Below are 17,375 nucleotides of genomic sequence, written 5' to 3' on the forward strand. Positions count from 1 at the left end.
AGTCAGGCACGACCTTCGAGTACCTTGGCAGCCTCTTCATGGAGGCTGTAGCTCTTGTCGGCGTTCAGGGTGATCACACCCTCGCTGCACAGACGCTTGAGTACCTCGCGCACGCTGAGAAACGACAACGGAATGCCCAGCTCCAGCAGGTGGCTGTGCACGCCGCGTACCCCGAGGGTGCGCTGGTTGTCGGCAGCGGTGAGGAGGGCGTCGATGACCTTCAGCCGGATCAGGCTGGTGCGCAAACCGAAACACTTGAGCAAATGGCGGATGCGCTGGTTGCCCTGCTGTTCGGGCGCGTTGCCGAACGCCCGTGTGTCGTTGCCAAAGTGAGTATCGGTGGCCTTTGAATGTCCATCCGTGGGCACTTGCGGGTTATACATGCAAAAACTCCTTTTCTTTTCAGAGCCTGATCAGGAAAAGATGGTGCTCTTGAGTAATAAGACGAACGAGTGAGGCAAATCATGAAACGATGAATGTAGAAAATTTGTCGGTATCAGATTTGTCACCTTTCAAGCGCTGACGATATACAGCCTTGTGCGGCTAAATTATTCCGGTCGATTTGCGTTCTTACGGTGGGGTAACCATCCCTTGTGAGGGTGTTCAATTTGACTGTGGAGTCGGCGTGATTATTTCCAACGGGTTGTCCAGAGTGGGCGTGGCAGGGCTGTTGCTGGGGTTGAGCCTGGCCGTATCGGCACGGGAACAGGTAACGCAGGCGTCGGCGGATATCCGGCGTACCAGTTATGGCGTGCCGCATATTCGCGCCTTTGACGAGCGTGGCCTGGGGGTGGGTATGGGGTACGCCTATGCCCAGGACAACCTGTGCTTGCTGGCCAATGAAGTGGTCACGGTCAATGGCGAGCGCGCCAAGTTTTTCGGGCCGGACCAAGCGACCCTGCAAGAGCGCAACAACCTCGCCAGCGATGTGTTCTTCAATTGGTTGAATACCCCCGAGGCAGTGGCGGCATTCTGGAAAGCCCAGAGCCCGCAGATGCAACAGCGCCTCGAAGGGTACGTGGCCGGCTACAACCGTTACCTCAAGGAGCAGGGCGCACCCGCGCATTGCCAGGCCGCGTGGGTACGGCCCTTGGTAGTCCAAGACCTGGTCAAGTTGACCCGCAGGCTATTGGTGGAAGGGGGCGTCGGCCAATTCGCCGAAGCCCTGGTCGGGGCAACACCACCCCAAGCCACCGCCGATGTCCAATCCGACGCCAAAGGCTTTGCACTGGCCGCGGCCAACCAGCAACGCTTCACGCTGGACCGAGGCAGCAATGCCGTCGCCGTGGGCCGTGACCGCTCATTCAATGGCCGTGGCATGCTGCTGGCCAACCCGCATTTTCCTTGGCTGGGCGGCATGCGTTTTTACCAGATGCACCTGACCATCCCTGGCCAGCTGGATGTGATGGGCGCCGCATTGCCAGGGCTGCCCGTGGTGAACATCGGTTTCAACCAGCATGTGGCGTGGACCCACACCGTCGACACCTCCAAACACTTCACCCTGTACCGCTTGACCCTCGACCCCAAGGACGCCACCCGTTATCTGCTGGACGGCAAGTCCATCCCACTGGAAAAAACGGCCGTAACAGTCCAGGTCAAGCAAGCTGACGGCAGCCTCAAGACCGTGTCCCACAACGTCTACAGTTCGCAGTTCGGCCCCGTGGTGCAATGGCCGGGCAAGCTCGACTGGGACAGCCACTACGCCTTCAGCCTGCGCGACGCCAACCTGAGCAACGACCGGGTGCTGCAACAGTGGTACGCCATGAACCGCGCCAGCAGCCTCAAGGAACTGCAAAGCTCGGTGCATACCCTGCAAGGCATCCCCTGGGTCAACACCCTGGCCGCCGATGACCAGGGCCAGAGCCTGTACATGAACCTGTCGGTGGTGCCCAACGTCAGCGCCGCTAAACTGGCAACATGCAGCGACCCACGGGCCGGCCTGCAAATGATCATGCTTGACGGCGCCCACAGCGCCTGCGCCTGGGATATCGACCCGCGCGCGTCCCAGCCCGGTATCTTCCCGGCCGACCAGTTGCCCCAACTGCAACGCACCGACTACGTGCAACACTCCAACGATTCCGCCTGGATGGCCAACCCCAAGGCGCCGCTAACGGGCTTTTCGCCGGTGATCAGCCAGGACAACATCGGCCTCGGCCCGCGTGCGCGCTTCGCGCTCCAGCGCCTGCAAGCCCTTGAGAAGCAGCCGATCAGCGTCACCGACCTGCAAGACATGGTCATGGACAACGAGGTGTACCTGGCGGGCCAAGTCATGCCCGACCTGCTGGCGTTCTGCGCCAAAAAACTCGGGGCCGATGCCGCTGCACTGCAACCGCTGTGCACCAGCCTGAAAAACTGGGACCAGCGCGCCAACCTCGACAGCGGCGTGGGCCTGGTGCACTTCATCAACCTGATGCAACACCTGCAGCAAATCCCCGATGCCTGGCGCGTGGCCTTCGACCCGGCCCATCCACTGAGCACCCCAAGCGGCCTCGCCATTGACCGCGCCCCTGTCGCCAAGGCCCTGCTGGAAGCCATGCTGGCCTCCAGCGCTGAGGTCAGCAAATTGGGGCAGACCCGCTGGGGCGATATCCAAGTCTCCGGCCAAACCCCCATCCACGGCGGCCCGCAAGAACTGGGTATCTACAACGCCATGCAAACCGTGCCCCGCGCCGACGGCAAACGCGAAGTCGTCAGCGGCACCAGCTACCTGCAAATCGTCAGCTTCGACGACAAAGGCCCCAACGCAGTCGGCGTCCTGGCATTCTCCGAGTCCAGCAACCCGGCGTCCGCTTATTCAAAGGACCAGACCCAAGCCTTCTCCGAGAAAAAACTGCACCCGTTGCCCTTCACCGAAGCCCAGATCAAGGCCGACCCGCACTACCAAATCCAAACAGTGAAGGAGTAGGGCAGACGCGCAACCCCTTGATGCCAAGGCAGAATATTTTTTGAAATCAAGGGGTTGCAGGCCTAGGCAAATGAGTACATAATGGCGCCCATCGAACGCAATGAAGCATTAAAAACTTCAATGTATTCAATGGTTTAGAGTAGAGGCAGGCATCACGTAGCCCACTCAAGTTTGTATGCGGTGAATGTCAGCAACAAGGGCATTGATCGTTTGAGGCCGAGTAGCAAAATGGTTATGCAGCGGATTGCAAATCCGCCTACGCCGGTTCGATTCCGACCTCGGCCTCCACTCTTAGAAACCCCGTAGATTAGCGTCTACGGGGTTTTTTATTGTCTGGGATTTGCCTGCACTTCCAACGCCTCGTGAAACTGAACCAAACAAATGATGTCCGATTGCTATCGGCCAAGGACGAGGTCCGCCAAGCGCGCATTGGGTCTACGCTCAGTAAGGCCTCAAGCGACCTCCTCATGCCGGTTTAGCCGCGCGCTTATCCTGCCAGCGCAAGATAACGCCCGCACTCATCAAAGCTGACAGAGTGACCCATGAAACAAAAAATTCTTCTTGTAGCCGTGTGTGCTGCACTCATCCAAGGCTGTGCCGCCCCTTCCAAAAGCCATGAAGAATCACCTTCAATGCCTACTACCTCAGCAGCTGTAGCCCAGCCAACCTTATCCGCTTACGACTGGAACCTGGTCTCGGCAACTGACGCGTCGGGCAAGCCTCTTGTGGCGATGAACAAAGGCATCGAGCGCAAGTTGCGCGTTGCCTTCGGTGACAAGAACCTGAGCATCAGCGGTGGCTGCAATCGTCAGTTCGGCGGCTTTCACTATCAGGACGGGGTTCTGAAGGTTCAGCCACTGGCCTCTACGCTGATGGCCTGTGACAAGAGCCTGATGGACCTTGATGCCCAGGTAGGGCGGCTGTTCAAGGGTGAGCTGCGCGCTGTGATCACCGGCGATAACGTGGCGCCGATGCTGCAACTGACGACAGCGGATGGCTCGGTGCTCAAGCTGCAAGGCGAGGCCACCCCGCAGACCCGCTACGGTAGCGAGGGTGAGGTCAAGTTTCTGGAAGTGGCGGCCAAGACGGTCAAGTGCAGCCATCCTTTGATTCCAGATTATCAGTGCCTCCAAGTGCGCGAGCGTCGTTATGACGACGCGGGCCTGCAACTGGCGACCCAAGACACCTGGCATCCGCTGTACCAGCCTATCGAAGGCTTTGTGCATCATGACGGCGTGCGCACTGTGCTGCGGGTCAAACAGTACGAATGGAAGAATCCGCCAGCGGATGCGCCTTCGACGGGCTACGTGTTGGATATGGTGGTCGAGCAGGACGCTTCTGGCAGCAAGTAAGCGAACACAAACCCCGTAGATCAGCGTCTACGGGGTTTTTTATTGCCTGTGATTTATCCGTGTTTTCGACGAGTGACATGTCTAGATCAAGGGTTCTGGGTCGAACGGGGGTTGTCACCTGAGCTTTTGCCGACTACCCTGAAAATGTTTGAATTATTACAAACAATTTCGGTGTGGCTGTTTTTTAGGTCATACGGCTTCAGGACGAGGAACGAAAAATGTTTTCACATGAAGGTACTGCACTAGAGCTGTTGGTCTTGGTTTTTGGCGTCACGGGGTTGTTATTGGTTGCCTGGTTTATTCACCATCAATACGAGCTCAGGTCGCGTAAGTATGTAAAAAAACAACATGTCACTGACCAGCAGCGTGAAGCTCAAAGCCGCTGAGTGTCCATCCTCCTGTGCCAGCCTTCGCGGCTGGCTTCAAAAGTGTATGCCTCGATCCCCCCCTAGCTGTACGGGGCGCAGCGCGCCATAACTCACTACTGTCGCAGGCACATCACCACCGCTTGGATGCCGCGCCATGATCATGTCTACCAGCCTGTTATCAGCTTTCGTGCTGTTCGCGTTTGTCTCTTCGATCACCCCGGGACCCAACAACACCATGTTGCTGGCCTCAGGCGTGAATTTCGGCTTTCGCCGTTCGATGCCCCATGCGCTGGGGATCAGCATCGGTTTCATGCTGTTGGTGATTTGTGTGGGGCTTGGCTTGGGCGAGGTGTTCAAGCTGTTTCCGTGGGCCTACACGCTGTTGCGTTATGTCGGCGCCGCGTATTTGTTGTATCTGGCGTGGAAGATTGCCAATGCGGGCGGTATGTCTGATAACCAGGATGAACATGGCAAGCCGATGACCTTCCTCGGTGCGGCGGCCTTCCAGTGGGTCAATCCCAAAGCCTGGATCATGGCGTTGGGGGCGATTACCACCTACACGCCGGCCGAGGGTTATGTCACCAATGTGCTGGTGATCGCCCTGGTTTTTGCGGTGGTCAACCTGCCGAGTGTGTGCGTATGGGTGGGGTGTGGCAGTGGCTTGCGCAACTTGCTGCGCGAGCCGCGCTGGTTACGGATGTTCAACTGGTCCATGGCCGGGCTGTTGGTGCTGTCGCTGTATCCGATGCTGTTTGTGGGTTGAGGCGGGCGTAGGTAACCACGATGCGAAGCCTGCGTTCGGGCACACCGAGCCAGGGCGAGGTGCCGAGGGTGGGGCAAGAGCCCTTTGGTTACTTTGGGCTGGGCCGGCATTCCGGCTCTTTTCCAAAGTGACCCGCCGTTGGCGGAACCCTAAGTGGCCGTTACCGCAGCGATGGATATGCACACAATCCAATTGTGTCGGCTGTCAGGCCGCCTTCGCGAGCAAGCCCGCACAGTTTGATCGCGGGGTGTCAGGTAGATAGATGTCGGCTGGCAGGCCGTCATCGCAGGCAAGCCAGCTCCCCCAGTTTGATCGTGGGGCGTTAGGTAGATCGGCGTCGGGTATCAGGTCGTCACGGGAGCAAGCTCCCTCGCCACGATGCGGGCTTAGACCGGCGAGATGGTCGCCAACATGCCGATGCCAATGGTCAATACCAAAAAGCCGAACAGGAAAATTGCCATCTTGGTCATAAGGCCTCCGAGGGGAAGGGGACGACAGGAGTGTCGGGATGGGGCTATTGTCCGCCTCAAGCGGTTTTCAATACAGGCGCAGATCGAAAAGAAAAAACCGTATCAGATCACCGCGCAGCGCCTGGGCCGTGGCTTTTCAAGCGAACAGTTTTTATCAAGATCAGTGCAATGGCCGCTGCCAGCCTCGAGCGTCACCTGAGACAGCCACTGCATTTGCCCCTAAGATAGCGCCCACTGCACAACAATAAGCGTGGGCCGACCCTCGATGGAAAGACGCCAGTTCAGCGGTGGCATGCAAGGCAAGAACCTGCGCTACCTCAGTGATAATCCCCAGCAATCGACGTCGGTCACCCGTGTCGGTTTTTTGCTGCTCGAACACTTCTCCTTGCCGGCCTTCACCCAGACCCTCGACACGCTGGTGACCGCCAACCTGTTGCGCCCTGATCTGTTCGCTACGCGCACCTTCGGTTGGGGTGAGGGCGAAGTGATCAGCGACCTGGGCCTGGTCATTCGCCCGGATGCGAACCTGACGCTGGCGAGCTTGCAGGACTTGGACCTGTTGGTGATCTGCGGTGGTTTTCGTACCGAACTCAAGGCCAGCGAGCCATTTATCCAATGGCTGCGCAGTGCGGGTGAAGCGGGCGTGCGCCTCGCCGGTTTGTGGAACGGCTCGTGGTTCCTCGGGCGTGCGGGGCTGCTGCAGGGTTATCGCTGTGCCATCCATCCCGAGCATCGGCCGGCACTGGCCGAAGTGTCCAAGGCGGCGCAGGTCACCAGCGAACCCTACGTCATCGACCGCGACCGCCTCACCGCGTCCAGCCCCTCGGGGGCTTTCCATATGGCCCTGGACTGGATCAAGAGCCTGCATGGCAAAGCCTTGGTCGAAGGCATCGAAGATATTCTGGCGTTCGAAGAATCGCGCTACCGCCGCATCAAACCCACCGAAAACATCTGTGTCAGCGCGCCGCTGCGCGAGGTGGTGAAGCTGATGGACGCCAACCTCGAAGAGCCCCTGGAACTCGATCAGCTCGCCGTCTACGCCGGCCGTTCCCGCCGCCAGCTGGAGCGCCTGTTCAAGGAACAACTGGGTACCACGCCGCAACGCTACTACATGGAATTGCGCGTCACTGAAGCGCGACGCCTGTTGCAGCACACCGAGTTGTCACAGGTGGATGTGCTGGTGGCGTGCGGGTTTGTCTCGCCGAGCCATTTCAGCAAATGCTACAGCGCGTATTTCGGCTATCGCCCCTCCAAGGAGAAGCGGTTGGTCAAGTAGCAGGTCGAGCCCTGGGCGATACAGACTCTGCGGTGCTTCAGGGGCTGCGCGGCGATCCCTTCGCAGCCTCGCTGGGGCTCGACAGCTCCCACATTGGGTTCTCGGTATTCTCAGAATCGCTCCAGGCGGTAGAGGTGCAATTGCGGCACCCGCTCACCCGCAGCAAGCTGCCCAACCCGCTCGGCCGTCACCGCCGCTTGTGTCAGCCCCAGATGCTGGTGACCGAACGCAAGCAGCACTTTGCCTTCGCACACCCGGTCAATGATCGGCAGTGAGTCGGGCAGGGAAGGGCGAAACCCCATCCAGGGCGTGGCTGCGCTGTCGCTCAGGTCATGTCGGAACAGCCCTTTGCTCAACCGGTGCAACTGCCAGGCCCGTTGCATATTGGCCGGGCGGTCGAGGCCGGCGAATTCGACCGTGCCGGCCAGGCGCAGGCCACCGGTCATGGGCGTCATGATGAATTTGCGCTCCAGTGAAGTGACCGCGAAGGGCAGGCGCTGTTGTTCGTGGGGCAGCATCAGGTGGTAACCGCGTTCGGTGTCCAGCGGCACTTGTTTGCCGGTGAGAGCTGCGGTGAGTTTGGCCGAGTGGGCGCCGCAGGCGATCAGCACTTGCTGCGCTGTCAGTACGCCTTGGTCGGTCGTCAGGGAAACGCCGCTACCCTCCACGCGTCCGTCCAGAACGCGCTGCTGAAGAAATTGCACCCCCTCAGCCTTGGCCGCGTTCACCAGTTCGCCAACCACCGTGTACGGGTCCAGAAAGTGTCCGGTAGCGGGGAAGAACAACCCGCCTTGTATGGCGTCGCTCAGTTGCGGCGCAGCCTTGCGCACCGCATCGCCGCTCCAGAAGTCCACGGCGACGCCTTGCTGCCGCATGCGTTGCTGCACTGCATCCAGTGCAGCGCGGGATTCGGCGCGCTCATACACCAATAGCGAACCGTCTTCACGCAGCAATTGCGTTTGACCCATCGATTGCAGCAAGCGTTGCCACGCGCCCAGGCTACCTTCGTTCAGCGCGCGAAGGCCGGCCACGGTGCGCTGGTAACGCGCTGGCCGCAGGTTGAGCAACAGGCGGATAAACCAGGGCAGGGCGCGGGGCAGATAGGTCCAGTCCAGGCGCAGCGGACCCATGGGGTCCAGGAGCATGGCGGGCAAGCGCTTGAGGATCGACAGGTCGGCGATGGGAAACACCTGTTCCGTCGCCAGATGGCCGGCGTTGCCGTAGGAGGCGCCCATGCCGGGTGCCTGCGGGTCGAGCACGACGACTTGGCGGCCTTGGCGTGCCAGCTGCAAGGCGCAGGCGACGCCGATAATGCCGGCGCCGACTACTACGATGTCTGCTTGCTTGGGATCGGCCATGATTATGCTTCTCGCTGGCCGTCGAGCAGGCGCCGCAACCGCAGCGGGTTGTCGTGCTGCAGCGCGGTGGGCAGCAAGGCGTCCGGGACGTCCTGGTAACACACCGGGCGCAGGAATCGCAGGATCGCCGCCGTGCCCACCGAGGTACTGCGCGCATCCGAAGTCGCCGGAAAGGGCCCGCCATGCACCATGGCGTCGCACACTTCTACGCCGGTCGGCCAGCCGTTCACCAGCAGGCGCCCAGCCTTGCGCTCCAGCACCGGCAGCAATGCCCGCGCCTTTGGCAGGTCGTGGTCATCCATGTGCAGGGTGGCGGTGAGTTGACCTTCCAGGTGCTCGGACACCTGGCGCATGTGCTCGACATCGCGGCACTGCACCACCAGCGAGGCGGCGCCGAATACTTCGGCTTGCAGGTGTTCATTGTCCAGGAACGCCTCGGCCTGGGTCACGAACAGATGGGCCTGGCCCTGGTTCGGCCCGGTCGCTGGCAAGCCCTTGGCGGCGATGTGAGCGTGCTGGGCCAGGGTCTTCAGGCCGGTTTCGTAAGCGCAGAAGATGCCCGGTGTGAGCATGGTCTGGGACGGGCAACGCGAGAGCCGCTCACTGGCAGACTGAATAAAACGGTCCAGAGCGGCGCCTTGCAGGGCAATCATCAGGCCAGGGTTGGTACAGAACTGGCCGGCGCCTTGGGTCAGCGACGCTACGAACCCTTCGGCCAAGGCTTCGCTCCGAGCTTCAAGCGCAGCAGGAAACAGGTACACCGGGTTGATCGAGCTCATTTCTGCGTACACCGGGATCGGCTCCGGGCGTGCCTGCGCCGCTTGGCACAGGGCAATACCGCCACTGCGCGACCCCGTGAAGCCCACAGCCCGGATGCGCGGGTCGCGCACCAATGCGATACCCACCTCGTTACCCGCGCCGTAGAGCAGTGAAAACACACCTTCCGGCAAGCCACACTCTTTAACCGCCTGGGCGATGGCGCGGCCCACCAGTTCGCTAGTGCCGGGGTGCGCGTTATGCGCCTTGACGATCACCGGGCAACCGGCGGCAAGGGCCGATGCGGTATCGCCGCCCGCCACGGAGAAGGCCAGAGGGAAGTTGCTGGCTCCGAACACGGCTACCGGGCCCAGGGCGATATGGCGCTGGCGCAGGTCGGCGCGGGGCAGGGGTTGGCGCTGGGGCTGTGCGGTATCGACGCGCACGTCGAGCCATTCGCCCAGGCGCACGGTGCGGGCAAAAGCGCGCAGTTGCCCGCAGGTACGGCCGCGTTCACCTTCAATGCGTGCGCGAGGCAAGCCGGTTTCGGCGCAGGCGCGTTCGATCAACTCATCGCCCAGGGCTTCGATGTGGGTGGCGATGGTTTCAAGCAACGTGGCGCGATCTGCCAAGGTGGTTTCGCGGTAAGCGTCGAACGCGGCCCACGCCAGTGCGCAGGCCTGGTCGACGTGCTGCTCATCCCCGCCAGCGTAGGCGGGTTCCAGTGGGGTGTTGGTAGCGGGGTTGATCGCCCGGATCGCATCGCGATGGCCGCAAACGGATTGCTGACCGATCAGCATCTTGCCTGTCAGAGTCATGGGGGCATCCAGAAAAACAGAGGAGTGTTGTAGGCGCGAGCTTTTGTGGCGAGCAAGCTTGCTTGCGCTGGGGTGCGAAGCGCCCCCAATAAAAGCCGGAGGCTGCTGCGCAGTCAGCGGGAGCAAGCTCCCTCGCCACAGCAAGCTCGCGCCTACAGAAAATCAAGCGACGTTCTGTTCGGCCGACCAGTTGGCATACCACTGGCGGAACAGCGCGTACTGCTGCTCGGCATACCGGCGCTGGGCAGCGCTGAGGTCGTCGGTTTCGTTGAAGTGCAGGGCGTAGCCCTGGTCGCCGTTGAGCACCATCAAATGCTTGTAATACAGCACCAGGTCGCAGCCCTCGTCGAACGACGACAACACCGCCAGTGCAGCTTCCAGCTCGCGGGCCTGGCGACGCGCCTTGGCATCGCCCTTGGCGGCTTTTTTGCTCAGCGCCACCAGTTGCAGCACTTCGCGGGGCAGTGCGTTGCCGATGCCGGTAATGGCGCCGGTGGCGTTGCAGTTGACGAAGCCGTGCACCACTTGGGTATCGACGCCGACCATCAGGGTCACATCGTCATCCTGGGAGGTGATGTTTTCGGCGGCGTAGCGCAGGTCGGCGGCGCCGCCGAACTCCTTGAAGCCGATCAGGTTCGGGTGCTCGCGGCGCAGTTCGAAGAACAAATCAGCGCGGGTGGCGAAACCGTAGTAGGGGCTGTTGTAGATCACCGCCGGCAGGTTGGGGGCGGCGTTTAGGATCGCTGCAAAGTGGGCCTTTTGCGCAGTGGCCGAAGCACCTCGGGACAGCACGCGGGGAATCACCATCAAACCATCGGCGCCGACTTTGGCGGCATGGGCTGCGTGAGATACGGCTTCACGGCTGTTCACCGCACCGGTGCCGACGATGGTCGGCACACCCGCAGCCACCAGGCGCGCCACGCCTTCCTGGCGCTGGGCCTCGGTGAGCAGCGGCCAGTCGCCCATGGAGCCGCAATACACCACGGCACTCATGCCGATGTCGATCAGCTCGCGGCCCTTGGCCACCAGTGCATCGAAGTCCGGTTGGCGCTCGGCGGTGCAAGGGGTCATCAGGGCGGGCATGCAGCCGGTGAAGATGTTGTCGCTCATGGTGCTAACTCCGGTTTCAGTTGAATGAATAATGGGCTCAGATGCCCCAGGCAAACGGGTCTTGTTCGTCGATCAGCAAGGTGCTGTCGGCGGTCATGTAGGCGCGGCCGGTGATGAATGGGCGTACGTGTTCGCCGTCCCACTCATAGCGGCCCAGGAACTGGCTGCCGGTGATGCTGGCTTGTACCCAGGGTTCTCCTGCGGCCAGTTTTGCGTCGGCGGCCAGGCAGGCGAGCTTGGCGCTGGTGCCGGTGCCGCAGGGGGAGCGGTCATAGGCTTTGCCGGGGCACATTACGAAGTTGCGGCTGTCGGCGTGGGCGTCGTCGGCGAACAATTCGATATGGTCGATCAGCGCACCGTCTGCGCCACGGATGCCTTGGGCTTCGAGGGCCTTGAGCATGGCCCAGGTGTAGTCGGTCAGGGCCTCCACGTTATCCATCTGCAACTCATGGCCGTGGTCCGACACCAGGAAGAACCAGTTGCCGCCCCAGGCGATGTCGCCCAGCACCACGCCATGCCCAGGCACCTCAACCGGCACCTGCTTGCGGTAGCGGTAAGCGGGCACATTGCGCAGGGTCACGCTGCCGTCTTCGTGCAAGGTGGCCGCGACCGGGCCGACCGGCGTGTCGAGACTGTGCACGCCCGGTTGGATCAGCCCCAGGTGGTGCAGCGAGGCAATCAGGCCAATGGTGCCGTGGCCGCACATGCCGAGGTAGCCGGCGTTGTTGAAGAAGATCACCCCGCAGGTCGCCCCCGGCGTGACTGGCGCACAGTACAGCGCGCCCACCAGCACATCGTTGCCCCGGGGCTCCAGCAGGCAGGCGCGGCGCCATTGATCGTGGTGGGTGCGCAGGTGGTCCAGTTGATCGGCGATCGAGGCACCCGCCAGTTCGGGAAAGCCGTTCATGACCAGGCGTGTAGGTTCACCGCCGGTGTGTGAGTCAATCACATGCAGTCGTTTCATAAGGCGCTCCATCAGTGGGTAGTCGGGGACAGTGGGGCGCTGTAGTGCGCGTCGCTGACGGCTTCGCTTTCGTCCTCTTCCTGCTCCAGGCGTACCAAGTGGGCGGGTACGCCGGTGGCTGCGCCCCAGTAGTAAATGCCCAGGGCGCAGGCCGCCACCACGAGGGTGTCAAACGGGTGGCTGATCACACCAATACCGCCAAAGCTGCCTAGCTTGGAGAGCAGGATGGTCACGGCGTAGAAGCCGATCAGCCAGGCCGATGAGCGTACTTGTTGCTTGAGGTTCAGGTGCGCGGTCGGCACCCAGCGCGCGCACAGCAGGTACACCACAAACATCAGGATTTGCAGGCCCAACAGCCAAGACACCGTGCTCCAGCCCGACCAGTAGACGATCAACGCAGCGATGATGAATGACAGCGGGCCCAGCACCGCCATGCCCTTGACCCGAAACGGGCGCGCCATGTCGGGTGCATTGCGGCGCAGGGCGGCGACCGTCACCGGGGCCACGGCATAACTGAGGATCAGGGCGGCAGACACCACGTTAATCAGCGCTTCCCAGGACGGGAACGGCAAGGTCCAGAACACCGACAGGCCAAAGGTCAGCCACAGCGCCGGGCGCGGGATGCCGGACTTTTCATCGATGCGCGTGAATATCTTGAAGAAGGTGCCAGTCTGCGCCCAGCCATACACCACGCGCGGGGTGGCGTTCATGTAGATATTGCCGCAGCCGCTGGGAGAGATCACCGCATCGGCCACCACCAGGTAGGCCAGCCAGCCCACGCCCAGCGCCAGGGCGATGTCGCGATAGGGCAGGGCCAGTTCCTTGCTGATGCCGGCCCAGCCATTGGCGAGCATTTCGGTAGGCACGCCGCCGAGGAACGCGGTTTGCAGCAGCACATAGATGGCCGTAGACAACAGTACCGAGAGGATCAGGGCGATGGGGATGGTGCGCTGTGGGTTTTTCACTTCGCTGGCCACCGAAATGATCGGCGTCAGGCCCAGGTAGGCAAAGATCACCCCGCCTGCCGACACGGCCATCTCGATACCTGATAAGCCGAACGGCGCGAAGCCATGCACCTGGAAATTCGCCGGCTTGAAGAAGGTGAACAGCACGCCGATCACCAGTAACGGCACGATGAACTTGAACACGCTCACCAGGTTATTGGCGATCGCAAAGGTCTTCACGCTGCGGTAGTTGAGCACAAAGAACAGGCACAGCAGGGCAAATTGCACCAGCCAGCCCAGGGTGGTGGGGTCGCTGGAACCTGCCTTGGTCAGCTGCGGAAACCAGGCTGCGGCGTATTGGCGCGAGGCGACCACTTCAATTGCTACCAGGCTGGAAAACGCGATCAGCGTGATAAAACCCATCAGGTACCCGAGCAGCGGACCGTGGGAATACACCGGGTAGCGCACCACGCCACCGGCGCGGGGCAGGGCGGCGCCGAGTTCGCAGTAGACAATGCCCAGCAGCAGCACGGCGAAACCACCGAGCAACCAGGAAAAAATTCCCGCCGGGCCTGCGATGGCAGACACGTGGCTGGCAGCGAACAACCAACCCGAACCGAAGATGGCCCCCAACCCGATAAAGGTGAGGTCCATCAGTGACAGCTGTTTCTTGAACTTGCCTTGGCCTGACATAGCGGCGCCTTCTTGTGAGTTATTGGATAGGCATGCAGTGGCGCTATCCTGAACCCACATGCCCGGCTGACGATTGATGTTTTATGCGGCGATGGATGACGAATTCAGCACAATTTGCCGCGCTCGACAGCGCTCGTTCCATGGCGCAATCTGCTGGCTGTCGACGAATAAAAGGGCAGATAAAGTCATGTTGCAGAGCGCGTTCGCGAGCCTTTTCCAGGGCAGCCGACCCCACAACATCGAGCAGCTATTGAGCGGGGTAGAGCAGTTGCTGCCGATGCTCGATGTACTGCCCAATGCCGCGATTTTCATCAAGGACATCGACGCCCGCTACGTGCTCGCCAACCGCACCCTGGTGCAACGCTGCGGCCTCAAGCACCTGCAACCGCTGCTGGGCAAGACCAGCGCCGAAGTGTTTCCCGCACAATTGGGCCCCGGCTATACCGAACAGGACCGTCGTGTGCTGAGGCAGGGCCTGGTGTTGGAAGATCAACTCGAATTGCACCTCTACGGCACCCGCGAACCCGGCTGGTGCCTGACCCACAAGTGGCCGCTGTACAACCAACTCGGCGCGATCATCGGCCTGGCCGGAATTTCGGTGGACTTGCAGTCTGCCAGCGAAACCCACCCGGCCTATCAGCGCCTGGCGGCGGTGGACGAACACATCCGCAGCCACTTCAACCGCCGCGTCACCCTGGGTGAATTGACTCGCATCGCCGGGATTTCCGTGGCGCAACTGGAGCGCTACTGCAAACGCGTGTTTCACCTCACGCCTCGGCAAATGATCCAGAAAGTCCGGCTTGAGCATGCCCGGCGGTTGTTGCATACCGAGCTGCCAATTACCGAGGTGGCGCTGCAATGCGGCTACACCGATCACAGCGCGTTTACCCGGCAGTTCAAATCTTCAACCGGGTTCACCCCGAGGCAGTACCGGCAAGCGACGCAAGGCGGCAGGCCAGATGAAAATCTAATGTGGGAGGGGGCTTGCCCCCGATAGCAGTGTGTCAGTCAGGCTATTTTTATCTGATCCACCGCCATCGGGGGCAAGCCCCCTCCCACATTTGGATGAAGCCAAGTCGATGCAACGAATGCCGCCCACGCCCCTCATATGCTTACACCGACCCTTTTCACCACGACAGGTACCGAGCTTATGACCGCGGCGAACAACGACCATGTGAACTGGCTGGTGCAACATTCCATGCTCCACGCAGCGCGGCAGCGGGCCAAGCTTTATTCGGGGCAAGGCCGCCTGTGGCAGCAGCCCTATGCACAGACCCGGCCGCGTGACGCTTCGGCCTTGTCGTCGGTGTGGTTCACGGCCTACCCCGCCTCGATTGTCACCCGCGAAGGCGGCACCGTGCTGGAGGCGCTGGGGGACGAAACCTTGTGGCATACCCTGTCCAAGATCGGCATCCAGGGCATTCACAACGGCCCGTTGAAGAAGTCCGGTGGCTTGTCTGGCACCGAGCACACCCCGACCATCGACGGCAATTTCGACCGCATCAGTTTCGACATCGATCCGCAACTGGGCACCGAGGCACAATTGCAGGCCTTGACGCGCATGGCTGCCGCGCACAATGCGGTGATCATCGACGATGTGATCCCGTCGCACACCGGCAAGGGCGCGGACTTTCGTCTGGCAGAAATGGCCTATGAGGACTATCCCGGCCTGTACCATATGGTCGAAATCCGCGAGGAAGACTGGCCGTTGCTGCCCGACGTGGCCGCCGGGCGCGATGCACACAACCTCAGCCCCTCCCAGGTAGACGCACTGCGTGACAAGCACTACATCGTCGGCCAATTGCAGCGGGTGATTTTCTTCGAGCCCGGCGTCAAAGAAACCGACTGGAGCGCCACCCCGGTGGTGCTCGGCGTGGATGGCAAGCCGCGGCGCTGGGTGTACCTGCATTACTTCAAGGAAGGCCAGCCGTCGCTCAACTGGCTCGACCCTTCGTTTGCTGCGCAGCAGATGATCATCGGTGATGCGCTGCACGCCATTGATGTGATGGGCGCGAAAATCCTGCGCCTGGATGCCAACGGCTTTCTCGGCGTGGAGCGCAAGCTCGATGGCACGGCCTGGTCCGAAAGCCATCCGCTGTCGATCACCGGCAATCAGTTACTCGGCGGCGCCATTCGCAAGGCGGGCGGGTTCAGTTTTCAGGAACTCAACCTCACCGTGGACGACATCGCGTCGATGTCCCACGGCGGCGCTGACCTGTCTTATGACTTCATCACCCGGCCGGCCTACCAGCATGCATTGCTGATGGGCGATACCGAATTCCTGCGCCTGATGCTGCGCCAGATGCACAGCCTCGGCATCGACCCCGGCTCGCTGATTCACGCGCTGCAGAACCATGATGAACTGACCCTGGAGCTGGTGCATTTCTGGACGCTGCACGCCCATGACAGCTTCCTGTTCCAGGGCCAGACCTTCCCCGGCAACATCCTGCGCGAGCATATCCGCGAGCAGATGTATGAACGCCTCACCGGCGAACATGCGCCGTATAACCTCAAATTCGTCACCAACGGCGTGTCCTGCACCACCGCCAGCATCATCACCGCAGCCCTGGGTATCCGTGACCTGGAGGCGATCACTTCGGCGGATATACAGCAGGTTCGCCAGATCCACTTGCTACTGGTGATGTACAACGCCATGCAACCTGGGGTGTTTGCCTTGTCCGGCTGGGACCTGGTGGGCGCGCTGCCGTTGGCGGCCGAAGAGGTGGCGCATTTGATGGCCGATGGCGACACCCGCTGGATCCATCGTGGCGCTTATGATCTGGTAGACCTGAACCCCGACGCCGAACTGTCGGCGGGGCAAATGCCGCGCTCAAAAAGCCTGTATGGCAGTCTGAACAGCCAGCTGCAGGACCCGGACTCCTTTGCCTCCCAACTGCAAAAAATCCTCGCCGTACGCCGCGCCTACGACATCGCCGCCAGCCGCCAGATCCTGGTGCCGGACGTCGAGCATCCCGGCTTGCTGATCATGGTCCACGAACTGCCGGCGGGTAAGGGCACTCAAATCACTGCGCTGAACTTTGGCGCCACGCCGATCACCGAAACCCTGCACCTGCCCAACATCGCACCGGGGCCGGTGGTGGATATCATCAATGAGCGGGTGGAAGGCGATTTGACAGAGGAGGGTGCGTTCACGATCACGCTGGACGCGTATGAAGGGTTGGCGTTGCGGGTGGTGAGCAGCACGCCGATGTAAAGGGATATTGGCCCGGCGTAGGAGCGAGCAAGCTCGCTCCTACATGGCAAGCCGTGCCACGCGATCAGTGGTGCTTGTTCTTGTGCTTATGCTTGTTGCCTTTGTGCTTGGCACCGCCTGAACGATGGCCGCTCTCGTCATCGGCCAGGTTATTACCCAACCCACCACCGGCCTCCACCACACACGCCGGCGCCGATTGTCGAGCCGGTGGTACCGCCCTGGCGATCACCAATCAGCGAACAGCCTGCCGAGCCCACACCGCCGCCAAGCGCAGCGACGGCCGCGTTTCCATATAGCGCAACCCCCACCCCCACGCCCGCCCCCCCCACCCACACCACCACGCCCCACCCCACCCCCACCACCAGCACCGACCACACCCACCCC

At 61.5% G+C, this 17,375-nt stretch carries 13 protein-coding genes, 1 tRNA gene and 1 pseudogene; 8 read left to right on the plus strand and 7 right to left on the minus strand.

Going from position 1 to position 17,375, the window contains the following annotated elements; translation table 11 throughout:
* Window positions 1–2: 2 nt before the first annotated feature.
* Window positions 3–383, minus strand: coding sequence for a hypothetical protein (locus tag BMH52_RS24430; protein ID WP_014718590.1), 381 nt, complete (start codon window positions 381–383; stop codon window positions 3–5).
* Between the two features lie 242 nt (window positions 384–625).
* On the opposite strand from BMH52_RS24430, the gene BMH52_RS24435 reads away from it, so the two are divergent.
* From BMH52_RS24435 to BMH52_RS24455, 6 genes are all read left to right on the plus strand, one after another.
* The gene (locus BMH52_RS24435) at window positions 626–2,905 is read left to right on the plus strand and encodes an acylase (RefSeq protein ID WP_073845326.1); all 2,280 of its coding nucleotides are present in this window, start codon (window positions 626–628) and stop codon (window positions 2,903–2,905) included.
* Between the two features lie 214 nt (window positions 2,906–3,119).
* Window positions 3,120–3,193 (plus strand) — tRNA-Cys (locus BMH52_RS24440).
* 344 nt (window positions 3,194–3,537) lie between these two features.
* On the plus strand, window positions 3,538–4,257 hold the full coding sequence (locus BMH52_RS24445) for an META and DUF4377 domain-containing protein (RefSeq protein WP_256575823.1): 720 nt from the start codon (window positions 3,538–3,540) through the stop codon (window positions 4,255–4,257).
* A 218-nt stretch (window positions 4,258–4,475) separates the two neighbouring features.
* Complete coding sequence (locus BMH52_RS29345; protein ID WP_177345106.1) at window positions 4,476–4,643, plus strand: hypothetical protein; 168 nt, start codon at window positions 4,476–4,478, stop codon at window positions 4,641–4,643.
* Window positions 4,644–4,779: 136 nt separating this feature from the next.
* Window positions 4,780–5,388, plus strand: coding sequence for a LysE family translocator (locus BMH52_RS24450; protein WP_032902400.1), 609 nt, complete (start codon window positions 4,780–4,782; stop codon window positions 5,386–5,388).
* Window positions 5,389–6,150: 762 nt separating this feature from the next.
* Window positions 6,151–7,134: a GlxA family transcriptional regulator gene (locus BMH52_RS24455; RefSeq protein ID WP_052199968.1), complete on the plus strand. Its 984-nt coding sequence runs from the start codon at window positions 6,151–6,153 to the stop codon at window positions 7,132–7,134.
* A gap of 110 nt (window positions 7,135–7,244) precedes the next feature.
* Here BMH52_RS24455 and BMH52_RS24460 read toward each other — a convergent pair whose 3' ends face one another.
* The 5 genes from BMH52_RS24460 to BMH52_RS24480 all read right to left on the minus strand — a co-directional run bounded on the left by BMH52_RS24460 (window position 7,245) and on the right by BMH52_RS24480 (window position 13,777).
* Window positions 7,245–8,492 (minus strand): FAD-binding oxidoreductase, encoded by a 1,248-nt coding sequence (locus BMH52_RS24460; protein ID WP_073845330.1) that lies wholly within the window; start codon window positions 8,490–8,492, stop codon window positions 7,245–7,247.
* Between the two features lie 2 nt (window positions 8,493–8,494).
* On the minus strand, window positions 8,495–10,066 hold the full coding sequence (locus BMH52_RS24465) for an aldehyde dehydrogenase (NADP(+)) (protein ID WP_073845332.1): 1,572 nt from the start codon (window positions 10,064–10,066) through the stop codon (window positions 8,495–8,497).
* A gap of 162 nt (window positions 10,067–10,228) precedes the next feature.
* The gene (locus BMH52_RS24470) at window positions 10,229–11,176 is read right to left on the minus strand and encodes a dihydrodipicolinate synthase family protein (RefSeq protein WP_038450257.1); all 948 of its coding nucleotides are present in this window, start codon (window positions 11,174–11,176) and stop codon (window positions 10,229–10,231) included.
* A 37-nt stretch (window positions 11,177–11,213) separates the two neighbouring features.
* The gene (locus BMH52_RS24475) at window positions 11,214–12,140 is read right to left on the minus strand and encodes a 4-hydroxyproline epimerase (RefSeq protein WP_072434614.1); all 927 of its coding nucleotides are present in this window, start codon (window positions 12,138–12,140) and stop codon (window positions 11,214–11,216) included.
* 11 nt (window positions 12,141–12,151) lie between these two features.
* Complete coding sequence (locus BMH52_RS24480; protein ID WP_072434613.1) at window positions 12,152–13,777, minus strand: APC family permease; 1,626 nt, start codon at window positions 13,775–13,777, stop codon at window positions 12,152–12,154.
* 187 nt (window positions 13,778–13,964) lie between these two features.
* On the opposite strand from BMH52_RS24480, the gene BMH52_RS24485 reads away from it, so the two are divergent.
* Complete coding sequence (locus BMH52_RS24485; protein ID WP_069868523.1) at window positions 13,965–14,774, plus strand: AraC family transcriptional regulator; 810 nt, start codon at window positions 13,965–13,967, stop codon at window positions 14,772–14,774.
* Between the two features lie 153 nt (window positions 14,775–14,927).
* On the plus strand, window positions 14,928–16,991 hold the full coding sequence (gene treS, locus BMH52_RS24490; RefSeq protein WP_014718575.1) for a maltose alpha-D-glucosyltransferase: 2,064 nt from the start codon (window positions 14,928–14,930) through the stop codon (window positions 16,989–16,991).
* Between the two features lie 64 nt (window positions 16,992–17,055).
* Here treS and BMH52_RS29350 read toward each other — a convergent pair.
* A pseudogene (locus BMH52_RS29350) lies at window positions 17,056–17,372 on the minus strand (hypothetical protein).
* Window positions 17,373–17,375: the final 3 nt, after the last annotated feature.

Origin of the sequence: Pseudomonas sp. BTN1 (assembly GCF_001907715.1) — a bacterium.
Taxonomy (GTDB): Bacteria; Pseudomonadota; Gammaproteobacteria; order Pseudomonadales; family Pseudomonadaceae; genus Aquipseudomonas; species Aquipseudomonas paracarnis.